Below are 18,165 nucleotides of genomic sequence, written 5' to 3'. Positions count from 1 at the left end.
CCTCACCCTGCCAGAGAAGTTGCGCCCACGGCTACCTCTATCTCGAAAGAATTGAGGACGCCCCGCGCATCAACTCCTGCGCCATGCTCGCCGCATGACGGTTTCTCCACTTCTCCCACGGCGTGCCGAGAGACCATTGGTTGAACGCCCCGAGAGCCGGCCCCGTATGAATCTGGAGGTTGGCCGGATCGATATCGCTGTCCATGAAGGAGAGACGGCTGCTGTAGCCGTAGTACCAACGGAACATGAGGGCCATGCGCCGCTTCGGAGTGCGCTCGGCCCGCTCGATCTCCGAGGCTCGGCCCGTCTTCCGTAGATGCTCGCAGGTCTCCCGCCAGACCTCGTCGGCGCTCTTCTTGAAGTAGGCGTCCTGGATCTGTCTGCGGGTCTCCTGCGGTATCTCCTCCCACGAGTCGTGGCTCTTGTACAGGGCGTGCAGCCGGTTCGCCCTGGCGGGGAAGAGCACGCCCTTCCTCAGGACCTGGACCAGCGCGCCCATCTCGAACATGTCGCCCGCCGGGCAGTAGTCGGTGTCCTGGACGTCGATGGACTGCAGGCGGTCCTTGACCGCGTCGCTGACGCCTGCCTCGACTGTGCACTGGTTGATAGATCCCGTCATGACGAAGTCGGCGCCCATGGCGAAGGCGGCGGCCACCGCGGGCGGCGTTCCGATTCCGCCTGCGAGCCCCAGGCGGATCTTCTCTCCGTACCCGAACTCCCGTGTCAGGCGGGCCCGCAGGCTCTGCATCGACGGCAACAGCACGGTGGAGACCCCCCGGTCGGTATGGCCTCCCGAGTCCGCCTCGACGGTGAGGTCCTGCGCCACCGGAACCCGCCGGGCCAGTGCCGCCTGCTCTGGCGTGACCCGGCCCTCCGCCACCAGCCGCTCGACCATCTGCGTCGGCGCGGGTCGCATGAACTCGCGCGCCACCTCGGGTCTGGAGACCTTGGCGATGATCCGCGTGCCGCGTTCGATACCGCCCCCGGGCCCGTGCCGCAGCCCCGACATGTGGAACAGGACCAGGGCCGGGGTGACCTTGACGAACGCCGACGCCTCGATGATCCGCACCCCGTGGGCGAGGAGCCTCTCGACGTTGGCCGTCTCCCGTTCCGGGTGCTGGAGGTCGCACAGCAGATTGACTCCGAAGGGCCGGCCTGGCTCCAAGTGCCGCCGGATGTGGGCGATGTCGCCCGTCACCCGCTCGGGACTCAGGCCGGCGGCGCCCAGGAATCCCATGCAGCCCGCCCGCCCCATGGCGACCACCAGTTCCTTCGAGGCGATACCGCGGTACATCGACCCCGCCAGATAGGCGTGGTCGACGCCGAAGTCCCGGCGGAAGGAGGCGCAGCCGAGCCGCCGAGCCGCGTCCTCACGGCGTTCCTCCAGCACGCTCACTTCGCCTCCCGCCCCTTCTGGTGGCGGGTGGCCCACGCCTTCGCCACGGGGAGGCGTCGGCTCCGGCCGCCGGAGTAGAACAGCGAGCAGAAGGACCGCACCGTGGTGAGGGCCGCCGGGTCACCCAGCATCACGAAGTGGTTCGCCGCGTCCACGTCGATCCGGTGGAAGTGCGGCAGCTGCCGCTGCCACTCCGTCCAGTAGACGGCGTGATCCAGGACGACGCCCTCCTTCCCGGTGGAGAACAGCGGTTCCATCTCCCCGTAGAACAGACCGCTCCCGTTGCGGAAGTAGAAGCAGGAGACCGAGTCGGGCCGGGGAAGCGGCGCGATGTCGTAGTCCAGCAGCCCGTAGGCGTCCTGGACCTCCAGATTGCGCAGCACCAGGGCGCGCAGCGGCGGCTCCTCCCCCTTCAGTCCCCGCTCCCGCGCGAGGGTGAGCATCTGGTCGAGCAGGGCGTCCTCGTCCTGGGTCCAGTCGATCTCGCCACCGGACACCAGGGTGGTGGCGAAGTCCTCCGGGGCGGGCTTTGAGGCGGCGAACAGCAGGGCGTTGACCTGCTGCAGCAGCATGTCGGTGCGCGACATGGTCACGTCCCCCACGCTGTCGTCGTAGGTGTCCACCATGACGATGCTCTCGACCCTCTCGCCCTGCTCCTGGAGCAGGCGCGTCACCTCGTAGGCCAGCAGGCCGCCGAAGGAGAAGCCTCCGAGGTCGTAGGGCCCCTCGGGCTGGACCGTGCGGATGATCTGTGCGTAGTGCGCCGCCAGCGCCGGGATGCCGTGCAGCGGCTCGCTGTCCGTCATCCAGCCGCGGGCCTGGATCCCGTAGAAGGGCCGCTCGATGCTGTCGGCCACCGAGGCGTACACCTCCACCCCGCCGAGCCCGCCGTGGAACCAGAACACCGGCCGGCCCTCCCGGCGGCCGTTGAGCGGGACGACCTCCGGGATGTGCACCGGAGCGGCGGACGCCGCACCGGCCCCGGCGGACCCGCCCGCCCCGGACCCGAAGCGCCGCAGCAGGTCCCGGGTCGACCGGCACTCGCCCAGCGTCCCGAGGTCGGCCTGGGGGTCGACCTCGGCCCGGAGCACCTGGAGCAGCTGGGTGGCCTGGATCGAGCTGAAGCCGAGGTCCTCCAGCGGCACGGAGAGGTCGAGTTCGTCCGCCCGCATCCCCAGCAGTTCGGCGACGGCGGTCGTGATCCGGTCCGCCGCGGGGGGAGCGGCCGGAGGCTCCGACGAAGGCGCGGCCGTCACGGCCGCGGCGTCCCCTCCGGGACGCGCGGGCACCCAGTGGCGCTTGCGGTCGAAGGGGTAGCCCGGCAGGGACCGGAGGATCCGCGGGCTCCGGTCGCCGCGCCGCAACAGCTCCCAGGGCACCTTGCCGCCCCGCGTCCACACCAGCGCGAGCTTCTCCAGGTGGTTCTCGGCCAGCAGCTCGCGGACCAGGGCCTCCCCGGCCCGTCCGCCGAGCAGCAGGTCGAGGTCGGAACCGTCTCCACCGACATCGCCGGTGAACAGCGGCACGGGGGCGGTGCCCCCCTGGTCGGCGAGGTAATGGGTGAGGCCCGCGGCCAGCTCCCCGAGGTTCGCCGCCACCAGCGCCAGCCGGAACCGCATGGCCTCGCGCCCGTACCGGAGTGTGTGGGCGAGGTCCTTCAGGTCCAGGCCGTCCTGCGCGGGCAGGAACTCCAGCAGCCGGCCGGAGACGGCCCTCAACCGGTCCTCGGTGTGGGCGGAGAGGACCACGACCTGCGGCGCCGGCTCGGTGGCACCGAGGGCCGGCTCCGCGGCGTCATCGGCCGGCGGCCGCCCCGTGTACTCCTCCACAACCAGATGGGCGTTGGAACCGCCCGCCCCGAAGGAGTCGATGACCGCCCGCAGCGGGTACTCCCGCTCTTGGCCGTCGAGGTCCACGACGGGCCGGTGCCACGGTTCTGCCTCCTGCGGCAGGTAGAACGCGGTGCCCTTGAACTCCACCCCCGGGTTGAGTGGGCCCCTCCCGGTGAAGGGGACCAGCCTGCGGTGCGTGAGCTGCAGGACCACCTTGCTCAGCTGGGCCACGCCCGAGGCCGCCTCCAGATTGCCCAGCGTGGACTTGACCGTACCGACGGCACAGAACCGCTCGTCCCGGGTGTGCTCGGCGAAGGCCTCCCGCAGTGCCGCGAACTCGATGGCGTCGCCCATCTGGGAGCCGTTGGCCGACACCTCGGCGTAGCTGATCGTGCGCGGGTGGATACCCGCCCTCCGCAGGTTCTCCGCGATCAGCTCCTTCTGACGGGCCGGGCTGGGCACCATGGGGCCGCTGGTGCGGCCCTTGTGGTTGGTCGCGCTCGACCGGATGACGGCGAGGACCTCGTCCCCGTCACGGACGGCGTCCGCCAGCGGCTTCAGCAGCACCGCGCCGACGCCCTCCGCGGGGATGAATCCGTCCCCGTCCAGCAGGGCCCGGCTCTCGGGGCCGCTCCCCGCGAGGCCGGTGAGGTCCAGCCCCGCGTACTTCTTGGGGTGCAGGGAGAGATTGACCCCGCCGGCGATCATCATGTCGCCGCCGCCGCGCCGCAGTTCCTCGCAGGCCATGTGGATGGCGACCAGGGACGAGGAGCAGGTGGTGTCGATCGCAAGGCTCGGCCCCTGCAGGTCGAAGAAGTGCGAGACCCGGTTGGCGATGGCGCTGTGGCTCATCACCGAGGTGACGGACTCGTGCGCGGGGTCGGACGACAGCAGCTGGTAGTGCTGGTACATCGCGCCGGCGTAGACGCCGACCCGGCCGCCGTGCGCGTCGCGCAGCCGGTCCCGGCTGTAGCCGGAGCTCTCCAGCAGGGTCCAGACGCACTCCAGGAACAGACGCGTCTGCGGATCCATGATCGCGGCCTCACGGGGTGAGACGTTGAAGAACGGTGCATCGAATCCGGCCACGTCGGAGAGGAACCCGCCCCACTGGGCGGGAGCTCCGCCCGGCAGGTCCGGCCGGGTGCCGTCGGACGGCGCGTGCTCCCACCGGTCCCGGGGGACCTCCGTGACGCAGTCGCGTCCGGCGACCAGGTTCTCCCAGAACCCGGCCAGGTCCTCCGCGCCGGGGTAGCGCCCGGCGAGTCCGATCACAGCGATCGCGTCCTCGCGGACCTCCGGCCGCGGCGCCGCGACCGGAGGCGGTGCCACGGCCGCCGGCGCCCGTACGACGGTGGCCGGGGACCCGCCCTCGGGCGCCGCGTACCCGGCGGGCTCCTCACGGGTCCCGACGAGGGTCCGGACCACGTCCGGGTGCGCCTGGAGGAAGTAGGAGCTCAGCTCGTGGAGGTTGCGGTACTCGAAGAAGAGCGTCTTCGACAGGGAGCCGAAGTCGGCCTCCAGCCGGTTGGTGACGGACAGCGCGAGGACCGAGTCGATGCCGAACCTCTCGAAGGGCGCCTGCGCGTCGATCCGGTGGCCGGGCACCTGGATCACCTCGCTCAGGGTCTGCCGCAGCCGTGCGACCAGCGTGGTGCGGACCGGGTCGGCCGCATCGCCCGCGGCACGCCGGGGCCGGGCCTGCGCCGGGGCGGCCGGGGTCCGCGGCACGGGCCGGGGAGACGCCTCGGGCGCCACCGGCCGGCCGAGCACGGCCCGCCCGATCCGGCCGGCGTCGCCGGAGAGGACCAGGACCTGGCTGTGCGGCGCCGCCAGCGCGGCGTACAGGGCGGCGATGCCGTCGGCGGTCGGCAGCGGAGCCATGCCCAGCCGCTCGTTCATCATCGCCTCGGTCCCGGGATCCACCCCCATCCCCCCCTCGGCCCACAGCGGCCAGTCGATCGACACGGAGGCGCCCGAGCGCTCCCCGCGGTCGACGAGCTCCCGCCGGTGGTGGGTGTAGGCGTCCAGGAACGCGTTGGCCGCCGCGTAGTCGCTCTGCCCCGCGTTACCGAACACCCCCGCCGCGCCGGAGAACGACACCAGGAAGTCCAGCGGTACGTCCCTGGTGGCCTCGTCGAGGTTCACCAGGCCGGCCGCCTTCGGGGCGAGGACCGCACGGCACTCCTCCGCGGTCTTGCCGCGGACGAGCCCGTCGCGGAGCACCCCGGCCGCGTGCACGATGCCGTGCAGCTGGCCACGCTCCCGCAGGATGTCGTCCACCAGGGAGCGCACCGCGCCGGACCGGGCGACGTCGACCCGGGCATAGCGGACGTCGGCCCCCTGGCCGCGCAACGCGGCCAGGACGGACTCCTGTTCGGGTCCGAGCGCCGAGCGGCCGGCCAGGACGATGCTCACATCGCTCGCGCCGGACGCCATGTCCTGGGCGACGAGCCTGCCGATGCCGCCCATTCCGCCGGTGACCAGGTAGACCCCGCCGTTGCGCCAGGGCACCGGAGCCGCGGCGGGCGGGTCGCCCGCGCGCCAGCCGAGGCTCTGGGCACGGCCGTCCCGGAACCGCAGGCAGGACGCCCCGGGGTGCCGGAGGGCCTCGGAGAGTCGGGACGCCGTCTGCTCGGCGGTCCCGCTCGGGTCGACGAGCACCACCTGCGGCAGCAGCCCCGGTTCCTCCGCCTGCGCCGACATGAGCAGCCCGCTCAGGCCGCGGGTGGTGTCCAGGCCGGCCCCGTCGGGGACGACGAGTTGGACGCGGACCCTGTGCCGCACGCCCTCCGCCATCAGGCCCCGCAGGTGTTCCAGCGCCTGCACGGTGTAGTCGGTGAACCGCTCCGCCGGGCCGGCCTCGGCGGAGGTCAGCCACAGCAGGCGGGCTGCCGGATCCCGCTGCGCGAGGAGTGTCCCGAGGCCGGACAGACCTGGCAGGTCAGGCAGCTCGGGCACCAGCACGACGCGTCCCCGTGGTGCGGGGTCCGGGCCGCCGCCGGGTACGGCGTCCTGCCAGACCGGCAGGAAGCGGAGGCAGGACACCGCGTCCGGCGCATCCCCCCCGACCTCGCCGTCCAGGACGCGGTAGGACATGCCGCGGACCCGGACGCAGACCCGTCCCCGGTCGTCGCACAGGTCGATGTCGAGTTTGAAGACCGCCCCGTCCGCACGGGAGCCCTCGCTGAGGCGGATCCAGGCCCACAGCGACTCCGGGTCGGCGTCCAGCACTTCGAGCTCGTCCAGGGCGAAGGGCAGGGAGGGCTTCATGCCGGACACGTCGAGCGCCACGGAGCCGCCGGTCGCGAGACCGATGCCGAGCGATGCCTGCAGGGCCGAGTCGAGCAGGCTCGGATGCAGGACGTACGCGTCGCGGCCCGCCCGGACCGCCTCGGGGAGCACGAGCCGTGCCAGGACCTGGCCGCGGCCGACGTGCAGCCGCTCCAGACCCCGGTGGGAGGGGCCGTAGCGGAACCCGATCGCCTCGTACGCCTGGTACAGGTCCGCCGCGGTCAGCTCCGCCCGGTCGCAGGCCTCGCGGAGGGCGGGCAGGTCGAGCACGGCCGGTGCCGCCGTCCTGCGCACCACCTGCCCCTGGCTGTGCACGACCGGTGCCGCGCCGGACTCGCCGGGCGGGCCGGCGATCTCGTAGTCGGCCTCGTCGGGGCCCCTGGGCGTGAGGGACGTGACGAGGGTGACGGGCTCGGCGTCCACGGCCACCGGCCGCGCCCACACCACATTGCGCAGGGCGATGCCGTCGGTGCCGCTCGCGGCGCCGGCGGTCCCCAGGGCGAGGGCGGCGGCGGCCCGCGCCATCTCCAGGCAGACGACGCCCGGCAGCACCTTCCGCCCCTTGACCACGTGGTCGGTGAGGAAGTGCTCCTCACCGGTGAACCGCGTGCGGTGCCGCCGCACGCCGAAGTCCGAGACGTCCTCGTGGAGCAGTGGGTGCGGACCGGCCGCGCCGGGGCGGGCCGGGATGGGCGCCGACTGCCCGGACACCCAGTACCGGTCCCGGGCGAAGGGGTAGGTCGGCAGTGCCACGCGGGTGTGGTGGCCGTCGGCGAAGAGGGCCGCGTAGTCCAGGTCGTACCCCTGGACGTACAGGTCCTGGACGGTTGCCAGCAGTTCCGCGCGGGCGGCCGGGTCGCCGCCTGCCTGCCGCAGGCAGTCGTTGCCGAGGCTGCGCAGCGCAGCGCGCTCCTCGATCCCCTGCGGGGGGACCTCGCCGATGCTGAGACGGGGGGCCTGTCCCGTGTCGAGCCAGGTGCGCAGGGCCGCGACCAGTTCGACGCCGTCCCGGACGACGCAGGCCAGCCGGTGCGCGAGGTGCCGGCGGCCGAGGAGAAGGGTGAAGGCGATGTCTCCGGCGTCCAGACCGGGCCGCCGCTCGCAGCGTCCGATCAGGCGCTCGGCCTGTTCGGCGAGCTGACCGGCGGTGGCCGCGGAGAGGGTGACGAGGTGCGTGGTGTGTGGGGTGGCGGAGGGGCGGACCGCTTCGGGGCCCTCCTCGAACACGACGTGGGCGTTGGTGCCGCTGACCCCGAAGGAGCTGACCGCGGCACGTCGCGTGCCGTCCGTCCCGGCGTCCCAGGGCCGGCACTCGGTGTTCACGTAGAAGGGGCTGTCCGTCATGTCGATGTGGGCGTTCGGCCGCTCGTAGTTGATCGAGGGCGGGATGGTCCGGTGCTCCAGCGAGAGCAGCACCTTGATGGCCCCGGCGACCCCGGCCGCGGTGATCGTGTGGCCGAGGTTGGACTTGACGGACCCCAGCGCGCAGTACTCCGTGCGGTCGGTGTAGCGGCGGAAGGCGTTCTTCAGCGCCCGGTACTCGATCGGGTCGCCGAGCTTGGTGCCGGTGCCGTGCGCCTCCACCATCTGGATGCCCTCCGGGCGGATCCCGAAGGTGTCGTAGACCGAGGTCTCCAGACGCTCCTGGGACGCGGCGCTCGGCGCGGTGATCCCGTTCGACGCACCGTCCTGGTTGATGCCGGAGCCGCGGATGACGCCGCGGATGTGGTCGCCGTCGGCGAGCGCGTCGGCGAGCCGCTTGAGGACGAGCACTCCGACGCCGTCTCCGGGAACGAAGCCGTCGGCGCGGTCGTCGAAGGTGTGGCACCGGCCGCTCGCCGAGAGCATGCCGGCACGGCCCGCCAGCACGTAGAACTGCGGGGTGCACTGCAGGGATACGCCGCCGGCCAGCGCCATCTCGGTCTCACCTCCCCACAACCCCTGACAGGCCAGGTGGACGGCGAGGAGCGAACTGGAGCAGGCGGTGTCGACCGCGATCGCCGGCCCCTGGAAGTCGAGGTGGTACGAGATGCGCGCCGGCATCGCCGACAGCGCGTTGCCCCACATGGACTGCGGCGGCGCCTGGCCGCCGAAGAGCTGGGCGTAACCGCTCTCCTGGCAGCCGACGTACACGCCCACGCGCCGCCCCCGGGTGCCGGAGCCGGCGTAGCCGGCGTCCTCCAGGGCCTTCCAGGACTCTTCGAGGAACAGCCGCTGCTGCGGGTCCATGTAGGTGGCCTCGACGCCCGAGATGTTGAAGAAGGCCGGGTCGAAGAGGTCGATCCCGTCGATGAAGCTGCCGCGTTCGCAGCCCTGCGCGTCGGAGGGGCGGTGGCCCGCGAGGTCCCACCGCGAGACGGGGTCCGTCAGGTCGTGTCCTTGGGCGAGGTGCTCCCAGAGTTCCTCGACGCCGGGCGATCCGGCGAACCGGCCGCTCATGCCGACCACGGCGATGGGCTCCCTGGACGTGCCGCCCGCGGCGGTCCGATCCGCCTCCCGCCCCGCCCTGGCCCGGACGGCCCGTCGGGACGACGCGGCGGGTGGTGCCGGTGCGGCGTGCGTGGCAGGTGCGGGTGGTGCCGGTGCGGCCGGGAGGGCGTGGTCGACGATGTGCCGCGCCAGTCGGCTGACCGAGCCGTGGTCGAAGAGGTCGGTCGTGGCGAGCTCGGTGCCGAGCGCGCGGTTGATCTCCTGGATCAGTCGCACGCCGATGATCGAGTCGACGCCGTAGTCCATGAAGGCGTCATCCGCGGCGATCTGGGACCGTTCGAGCTTCAGCGACCGCCGCAGCTGCTCGAAGATCGCGTCCCTGACCCGCGCTTCCTCCGCCTGCCCGGAGAGGACGGCGGCCTCCGGGGCCCCGGGCCGGGCGGGGCCCTCTGCGGCCCGCTCCCCCGTCGGTGCCCCGGTCTCCCGGGCCTCCTGGCGGACGAGGCCGTCGCTCTCCGCGGCGATCACCTGGTAGCCCAACGCGTGCAGCCCTCGCGCCGGGAAGGACACCGAGCCGAACCCCTCGTCGTCGAGCACCTCCTCCCAGCCGTCAGGGGAGAGGCCGGGACCGCCCGGCATGCGCAGCTCGTCGTCCTCGTAGAGCCACCAGCCGTCGAGAAGGCCGAACGTCAGATGGGTGAAGAGCGAGTGCGTGGAGAGCTCGTTGGCGATGAGCACTCCGTGCCGCTTGAGCGCTCCCTTGGCGTTGCGCAGGGTCCGGCGGACGTCCTTCGTGGCGTGCAGCACGTTGGTCGCGAGGACGAGGTCGTAGGAACCGAGGGCGATGCCCTGCGCCGCCAGCGGTTGCTCGACGTCGAACAACCGGTAGTCCAGATAGGGGTACCGCGGCCCGTACTGCTCCTCCGCGTACATCAGGAAGGACTTCGACAGGTCGGTGTAGGCGTACGTCTCCACCTGCGCCGCGAAGGGCAGCAGCCCTTCGAGGACGGCGACGCTCCCGCCGCCGGTGCCCGCGCCGATCTCCAGGATACGGACCCGGGCGGCCGGGTCGGTGCGCACGATCTCCCGCACCACGGCGACCGCGGCGTCCGCCAGGATCCCGTTGAAGCGGTCGGAGAGTGGGTTGTCCCGGTAGATGGGCTCGACGAGTTCCATCGACGAGCCGGGGAACATCACGTCGGTGGCGAGCACCTCGCCGCGCAGGATCCCCGGCAGCGCGCGCAGGGTGGTGTCGAGGAGCGCCAGCCGTGCGCGCCGGGCCGCGTCCCCCTGTGCGGCGGCGCCGTACTCCTCCCATCGCGACCACACCGCGGAGCCGTCCACCGGGACCGCCGGGACCGGCCCCGAGGCGGGGCCGCCGAGGAGGCCGCCTTGGCGCAGCCGACGCACGGACTCGTCCAGCCAGCGCCGCAGCCCGCCGTCGGGGAGCGGCGGCGCGGTCGCCCCGGAGAGCCGCCCCGCCTCGGTGAGCTGGAGCAGCAGCAGGCGGCTCAGCAGCAGGTCCTCGTCCTGGACGGCGGCGTCGGCGGGTGCCGGGCCCGCCGCCGGGCCCCGCTCACCGTCCTGCTCCTGGCACAGGTGCCGCAGACGAACCCGGGTGCCTTCGGGCACCATCGTGATGGCTTCACGCCCAATGTCGTTCAGCATGTCAGGAATTACCCCCGTGGGCCTTGATCAGCCCGAGTTGGTCGAACCTGCCCGAAAGCAGGACGTCGAGAGCGGCCATACCGTCCGCGGGCTCGATCGAGCCCGCCCCCGCCCTCTGCATGCGCTCCCGGTACTCCGGTGCGGCGACGACGCCGACGGTGCCCCAGAAGCCCCAGTTCATGGTCTTGACGGGAATGTCCAGGTCGGCGCCGAGACGGTGGGCGTAGGCGTCCTCGAACACCGATCCCGCCACGTAGTTGGCCTGTCCCGGACCCATCAGGAAGGAGTTCATCGAGGAGAAGAAGAGGAGGAAGTCCAGGGGCTCGGCGCGGAACACCTGGGCCAGCCGGACGCTCACGTCGACCTTGGCCGTGACCGCGGCCCGGAAGCGCTGCTCGTCCATCCGCTCCAGGCTCCGGTCCTGCAGCACGATCGCCGAGTGGACCACCCCGTGGACCACCGGATGGAACTTCTTGATCTCCTCGTACGCTCTCTCCAGCGCCGCCAGGTCGGTGGCGTCGGCCCGCACGTAGCGCGGCCGGGGGCCGAGCTCGCCCAGGCGGTCGAGCTTCGCGCGGACCGTCTCGTCCTCCTCCCGACGCCCGATCCACACGACCTGCGCCCCGCAGGTGCGGATCATCTGCTCGGTCCATGCCTCGCCGATGCCTCCGGCCCCTCCGATCACCACATAGACGCCGCCCTGCCGGTACACCGCCCGGTGGGTGCGCTCGGCGGCGGTGTCCTGCACCGGTACGAGCGTCTGGCGGTACCAGCGGGACCGGCGGTACGCCCACACGCTGCCGGTCTTCGCCGCGGGCAGTGCGAACAGCTGCGCCGCCGGCCATGCGCGGTCCGGGTCCAGGTCGGCGAGGCGCACCGTCCAGCCCGGGTACTCCTTCGCCACCGACCCGAGCAGTCCGTGCAGTCCGGCGTGGGCCGGGTGGACCACGTCGGTACGCCGGACCCGCAGAGCTCGCTCGGTGACGAGGGTGATGTCGAGCGGGCGACGGTCGTACCCCAGCTCCAGCAGCGCCTTGAGCAGGCGGAAGCAGGCGTATAGGCCCTTCTCCTGGGCGTCCACCAGCGCCTCGTCGTCGGCGGCCGTCTCCCGCGGGGCGATCCAGACCAGGTGCCCGAGGACCTCACCGGCGCCGTCCAGCTTCGCGGCGATGCTCTCGGCCGTGTCCGCCGGTTCCAGCAGCAGGTGTTCGGCGCGGCCGTGGACGGCGCGGATCCGTTCGTGCTGTTCCGCGGTGCCGCCGATCACGACGACCCGGCCGTGCGGCAGGGCGGGGTCCTGCGGCAGCCGCGCGGGGACGGCGTCCCAGACCGGTGCCAGCAGGATGCTCGCACCGCCCTGGTCCGCACCCTCGGGCGCGGCCGACGGGTGCTCACCCTCGACGGCGGGGGCCGGGAGGTCCGCCACGGGCAGCCCGTCCCCCGGGCCGTCGTCGAACCAGCAGCGCTCCCGCGCGAAGGGGTAGGTGGGCAGGGGGACCCGGCGGGGCCGTGTCCACCCGGTCAGCCGCGCCCAGTCGACAGGCGTTCCGCCGACCCAGGCCGCGGCGAGCCGCTCGGCCTCCGCGGCGGTCGGCGGTCCGTCCGCGGCATCGGGTCCGGCCGGCTCGCCGCGACCGGTGCGGCCCTTGCCTGCCAGCCCGGTGAGGACGCCCTCCGCCGCGCCGTCCTCGGCGTAGCGGGTCAGCTTCTCGCGGAGCTCCGCCGGTGTGGCGGCCACCACGGCCAGCCGTCGCGCCATGGCTTCCCTGCCCTGCTGCAGGGTGTGGGCGACATCCGCCAGAGCCACCGACGGATGGGCGCGCAGGTGCTCGGCGAGACGGGCGGCCGAGGTCCTCAGCTGCGCCTCGCTCCTGGCCGACAGCACGATGACGTGCGGCCCGCCGGCCGGCCGCTCGGCGTCGTCCCCGGTGAACTCCTCCACAACCAGGTGGGCGTTGGTGCCGCTGAACCCGAAGCCGCTGACGGCCGCACGCCGCGGGTGGTCCGCCTCGGCCTTCCACGGGGAAAGCTCGGTGTTGACGCGGAACGGGGAGCTCTCGAAGTCGAAGTGCTCGTTGGGACGGTCGAAGTGCAGGGTCGGCACCAGCTGTTCGTTGCGCATGGACAGCAGCACCTTCTGGATGGAGGCGATGCCCGCGGCGGCGGAGGTGTGGCCGAGGTTGCTCTTGACCGAGCCGATGGCGCAGTAGCCGGTCCGGTCCGTGTACTCCCGGTGGACCGAGGCCAAGGCGTCCAGCTCGATAGGGTCGCCCAGTTTGGTTCCCGTGCCGTGCAGTTCGGCGTAGCCGATCGCGGCCGGGTCGATGCCGTACCGCTCGTACACGTCGCGTTCCAGTTCCCGCTGGCTCGCACCGCTCGGCGCGGTGATGCCGTTGGTCCTGCCGTCCTGGTTGATGCCCGATCCGATGACCACGCCGTTGATGTGGTCGCCGTCGCGGACGGCGTCGTCGAGGCGCTTGAGGACGAGCGCGCCCACGCCCTCGGCCGGCACGAACCCGTTCGCGCTGTTGTCGAAGGCCTTGCAGCGCCCGTCCGGGGACAGCATTCCCGCGCTGGACATGCCGAGGTACGCGTCGAAGCTCAGGTAGAGGGTGACACCTCCGACAAGGGCCATGTCGATCTCGCCGCCGCGCAGGGCCTGCGTCGCCAGGTGGGTGGCCACCAGGGAGGAGGAGCAGGCCGTGTCCAGGGCGATGGCGGGGCCCTTCAGGTCCAGGAAGTAGGCGATGCGCGCGGCGGTGATGGCATTGCTGCCGCTCGTGGCCGCCGCGCTCGTCCCCTGTCCCTGGCGCTGCGCGAGCATGCCGTACTCGCTGCTCATGATCCCGAGGTAGACCCCGCACTTGCGGCCTCCCAGCGAACGCGGGTCGTAGCCCGCGTTCTCGAAGGCGTGGTACGCCTCCTGGAGGAACAGCCGCTGCTGCGGGTCCATCGACTCCGCTTCCGCGGGCGGGATGTTGAAGAACAGCGGGTCGAAGCTCTCGATGTCGTCGAGGTGCCCCATCCACTTGCAGTCGACCTTGCCGTCCTGGTGGGGACGCGGGTCGTAGTGGTCGGCGACGCTCCACCGGGAAGCGGGTACCTCACCGACGCAGTCACGGCCGTTCGCCAGGTTGTCCCAGTACTCGTCCAGGGTCGTGGAACCGGGGTACCTGCCGGACATGCCCACCACGGCGATCGCTCCGGACATCGGGGACCCGGCCGGCGGCTCGACCACGGACGGGGCCGGCGCCGGGGCGGCTGCCGCCGACACGGCCTTGGGCTCGGCCTCCGGCTCCGGCTCCGGCTCCGGCTCCGGCTCCGGCTCCGGCTCCGGCTGGGGAGCCTGCTCGGCCTCGGGCTCGGTCACTTCACGAAAGGGTCGCCCTTGAGGGGCGCCTCCTTCGGCCAGCTCCCGGACGATGTACCCCGACAGCTCCATGACGGTGGGGTGGTCGTAGAGCCGGGTCACCGGCAGATCCAGTCCGTACCGCTTGTTGATCGCGTTGATCCACTCGACGCCGACGATGGAGTCCAGGCCGAGGTCGATGAACTTCGTGTCCGGGTCCGTCTCCTCGTCGTGCAGGTACAGGGCCTCGCCGAGGCTTTCCGACAACTCGGCCACCAGGACCTCCCGGTCAGGGGCGGCGGGTGCCGGTGGCGGCGTTTCCACCGGGGCCGGGAGCGGGGCGCTCGAGGCGGTGGATTCCTGACGGGCGGGTCGGGCGGGAACCGGGCCGCCGCCGGCGCGGGGCCAGGCACCGTCCAGGGGGGCCAGACCGATGCCGCGCGGCTTGGCGGTGCGCCGGGCTGCCGGCGCCTGGGCGGGGGACTTCTCGGGCACGGCGGGCGCGGGGGCCGGGGCCGCCTTGGGCAAGGTGAGCGGCGCGGGGGCTGGCGTGCCCACCGGTTCGGCCGGGGTGTCCGGGGTGGCCGCCTCGCGGGTGACCTGCCCGGTCACGGGCCGGGTGTCCTCGGCCGCCCAGAACCGCTTGCGGGCGAACGGGTAGGTCGGCAGCGAGATCCGGCGCGGCAAGCCGTCCGGGTAGTAGCGGCGCCACGGCAGGTCCAGCCCGTTGGTCCACAGTTCGAGCAGCTTGCCGAACTTCCGCTTCTCCACCCAGGCCGCGATGGTGCGTTCCATGTCCTCGTCCTCGACCAGGACGGAGACGAGGTCCTGGGAGCGCCTGCCGCGCCCCCGGTAGGCCTCGGTGTCGTCCTCGCCCGCGACATGGGCCTCCAGGTGGGCCGTCAGCTCGGCCACCGAGCCGGCCGGGAACGCCAGCCGCTCGGCCATGTGCTCCCGGCCCACCTGGAGCGTGGCCGCGACGGCGGGCACGTCGGCGTCCCCGATCCGCTCCTCGCGGACCCAGTCCAGCAGGCGCCGGGCCTGCTCGCGCAGCTGGTCCCCGGTCCGCGCCGAGAGCACGATGAGCGCACCCAGCGGCCATTGCGTCGGACCGCCGGACGCCGCCGCCCCGTCCGGAACGTACTCGCCCACGACGACGTGGGCGTTCGACCCGCCCGCGCCGAAGGACGAGATGCCGGCAAGGCGCGCGTACTCCCGCGGGCCCTCGGGCGTGTCGATCACCGGCCGCCGCCACTCCGCCGCCTCCCGCTGCACCCGGAAGGGGGTGTCGGCGAAGTCGATGTGGGGGTTCAGCGTCTCGGAGTGGAGCGAAGGGACCAGTCGGCCGTGCGCGAGCTGCAGCAGCACCTTGGTGAAGGCCGATATGCCCGCGGCGCTCTCGGCGTGCCCGATGTTGCTCTTGACCGATCCGATCGCGCAGTACTGGCGGTCTCCGGTGTGACGGGAGAACGCCTTGGCCAGGCCGGCGATCTCGATCGGGTCCCCGAGCGAGGTGCCCGTGCCGTGCGCCTCCACATAGCTGATGGTGCGCGCGTCGACCCCTGCCCGGTCGAGGGCGCGGGTGATCACGTCGGCCTGGGCGTTCACGTTGGGGACGGTGTAGCCGTTCGTACGACCGCCGTGGTTCACCGCCGTCGCCTTGATGATCCCGTAGATGCGGTCGTTGTCGGCGACGGCCCGGTCCAGGGGCTTGAGCATGACCGCGCCCACCCCTTCGGCTGGGACGTAGCCGTCGCCGCCCTCGCCGAAGCTCTCGCAGCGGCCCTTGCTCGACGCGAAGCCGGCCTGGCCCAGCAGGAGGTACTTCGCGGGGTGCAGGGAGAGGTTGACCCCGCCGGCGACCGCGACCTCGCAGTCGCCCGCCTGCAGGCTCAGGCATGCGAGGTGGAGCGCTGTCAGGGACGAGGAGCACATCGTCTTGACGGTGAGGCTCGGTCCCTGCCAGTCGCAGAAGTAGGAGACCCGGTTGGCGATGTTCGCGGCGTTGCCGGGAATCGCCCGGCCGGCCGCCAGCGCCTGCTCGGTGGCACCGTAGAGCTGGTACTCGTCGTACATCGAGCCCACGAAAACCCCGACGTTGCCGCCTGCTCCGGCCGGAGAGGGTCCGGCCAGGTCCTGGCGCGTGTACCCGGCGTCCTGGAGCGTCTCGTAGACGCACTCCAGGAACAGGCGCTCCTGCGGATCGGTGAACTCGGCTTCTCGCGGCGACATGTTGAAGAACAGCGGGTCGAACCGGTCGACGTCGTCGAGGAAGCCTCCCCACCGGGAATTCGTCGTACCGGGTCGGGAGCGGTCCTCGTGGTAGTGGGCATCGGCGTCCCAGCGATCCCGGGGGACCTCGGTGACGGAGTCCCGGCCCTCGGCGAGGTTGCGCCAGAAGGTCCGCAGGTCGGGTGCCTGCGGGTAGCGTCCGCCCATCCCGATGACGGCGATCTCCGTGACGCGCGGCGCGGACGGGGGTCCCTCAGGACTGCGGGCCGGCAGGGGGGCGGCGGGCGCGGCGAACCGTTTCGCCGCCTCCGGTACCGGGGGCGAGGGTACCGCGGCGGCCGGGACGGCACCTCTCAGCTCCCGCAGCCGGCCCGCGTGGGCCTCGATGAAGTAGCTGCTCAGCTCGGTGATGTCGCGGTGCTCGAAGAACAGCGTCTTCGGCAGGTTGCCGAACGAAGTCTCCAGCCGGGCGGTGAGGTTGACGGCCTGGATCGAGTCGATGCCGTAGCGCTCCAGGCGGCTGCTCGGATCGAGGCGCCTCGCGGGCACCTTCAGCACCTCCGCCAGGAGCGAGGTGATGTGCTCGACGGTCCACTCCCGCAGACCGTCGTCCCGGCCCGCCTCCGCCGGCACGGCGGGGGTCCCGTTCGCGGGTTCTGCATGCGCTCTGGCCTGCTGCATCGTCAGCGTCTTCCTGATCCGGTCCGTGTGCCCAGCGGCGACGAGTACCTGGTGGTGGTGGGTGTGGAGGCAGCGGGTGAACGCCTCGATCCCGGCGCCGCGCTCCAGCGGGGAGATCCCGAAGCGGTCGCGCAGCACCGTCTTGGTGTCGGCGTCGGTGCCCATGCCGCCCTCGGCCCACAGGGGCCAGTTGATCGAGAGCGTTCGGCCGGACCGCCGGCCGGAGGCTACGAGGCCCGCGCGGTACTCCGCGTACGCGTCCATGAACGCGTTCGCCGCCGCGTAGTCGGCTTGGCCGACGTTCCCGGTGACGGCAGCTCCGGAGGAGAAGGCCACGAGGAAGTCCAGGTCCTGGTCCCCGATCGCCTCGTCGAGGTTCACCAGGCCGCTCACCTTGGGCGAGAGGACCCCGCGGAACTCCTGTGCGGACTTTCTCAGGATGAAGTCGTCCTCGATCACGCCGGCACTGTGGAGGACCCCGTGGAGCGCACCCGCCGTGCGGCGGATCCCGTCGACCAGCGCCTTGACCGCGGCCGGGTCGGCGATGTCCACCGTCTCGTACGACACCTCCGCGCCCGCGGCGCGGAGCCGGCCGAGGAAACCGCGGGACTGCCGTGTCACCGGGGAGCGTCCGACGAGGACGAGCCTGGCGTCCTTCACCTGCCGGGCGATCTCCATGGCGAAGACGCACCCGAGGCCGCCCAGGCCGCCGGTGACGAGATAGACGCCCCCGGACCGCCACGGCACGCCGGGCGACCCGGCCGGGAACTCCTCGGCCCAGGTAAGCACCTCGCGGCTGCCCCCGCGGTACCGCACGGCGGCGTCGACGGGGCCGCGCCGTTCCCGTTCGAGAAGGGCGAGCCGTGTCGCGACCGGTGTCCCGGTGTCCACGACGACGACCTGGCCGGTGATCCGCGGGTTCTCCAGGGCCGCCGTCCGAAGCAGCGCTCCCAGGCCGGTCAGCACGCCCGACTCCGGCCCGCCGGACAGCAGCACCTGGAGGACGTACTTCGTCTGCGTGCCGTCCCGCAGCAGCCGCTGCGTCCTTTCCAGCACCTGGAGGGCGCAGTGCGTGTACCGCGTGTCGAGGGTGGATGCCTCCGAATCGAACGTCACCACCTCGCAGTCCGGACCCGGGGCGGCACCGTCGCCGAGAGCGCCGCGCTCGGCGAACACCACGGCCCTCGTACCGGCGGGGGCGGACGCGTCGGGCAGCGGGCTGGGCCGCCACCGCGGGGTGGCGAACACCTCGCCGTCGGAGGGAGCGCCGGCCGCCCCGGCCGACG

At 72.6% G+C, this 18,165-nt stretch carries 3 protein-coding genes (1 of these 3 cut by a window edge); all 3 read right to left on the bottom strand.

Annotated features, from left to right (window positions below):
• Positions 1 to 37 precede the first annotated feature (37 nt).
• Tightly spaced (at most 1 nt apart), the 3 genes in view from AB0P41_RS29165 to AB0P41_RS29155 form a layout consistent with a single transcriptional unit that may run on beyond the window.
• Positions 38 to 1,396: a PfaD family polyunsaturated fatty acid/polyketide biosynthesis protein gene (locus AB0P41_RS29165; RefSeq protein WP_356715126.1), complete on the bottom strand. Its 1,359-nt coding sequence runs from the start codon at positions 1,394 to 1,396 to the stop codon at positions 38 to 40.
• Positions 1,393 to 10,617: an SDR family NAD(P)-dependent oxidoreductase gene (locus AB0P41_RS29160; protein ID WP_365935034.1), complete on the bottom strand. Its 9,225-nt coding sequence runs from the start codon at positions 10,615 to 10,617 to the stop codon at positions 1,393 to 1,395. The genes AB0P41_RS29165 and AB0P41_RS29160 overlap by 4 nt, the downstream gene beginning before the upstream one ends.
• A 1-nt stretch (position 10,618) precedes the next feature.
• Positions 10,619 to 18,165: the 3' portion of an SDR family NAD(P)-dependent oxidoreductase gene (locus AB0P41_RS29155; RefSeq protein WP_365935033.1), read on the bottom strand. The gene runs 1,381 nt beyond the window's last position; 7,547 of the gene's 8,928 nt are visible here — the last part of the coding sequence; its start codon lies off the right edge, out of view; it ends in the stop codon at positions 10,619 to 10,621.

The sequence above is a fragment of the Streptomyces sp. NPDC079167 genome (assembly GCF_040686735.1).
GTDB lineage: Bacteria > Actinomycetota > Actinomycetes > Streptomycetales > Streptomycetaceae > Streptomyces.
This window is presented reverse-complemented; position numbering and strand designations above follow the sequence as displayed.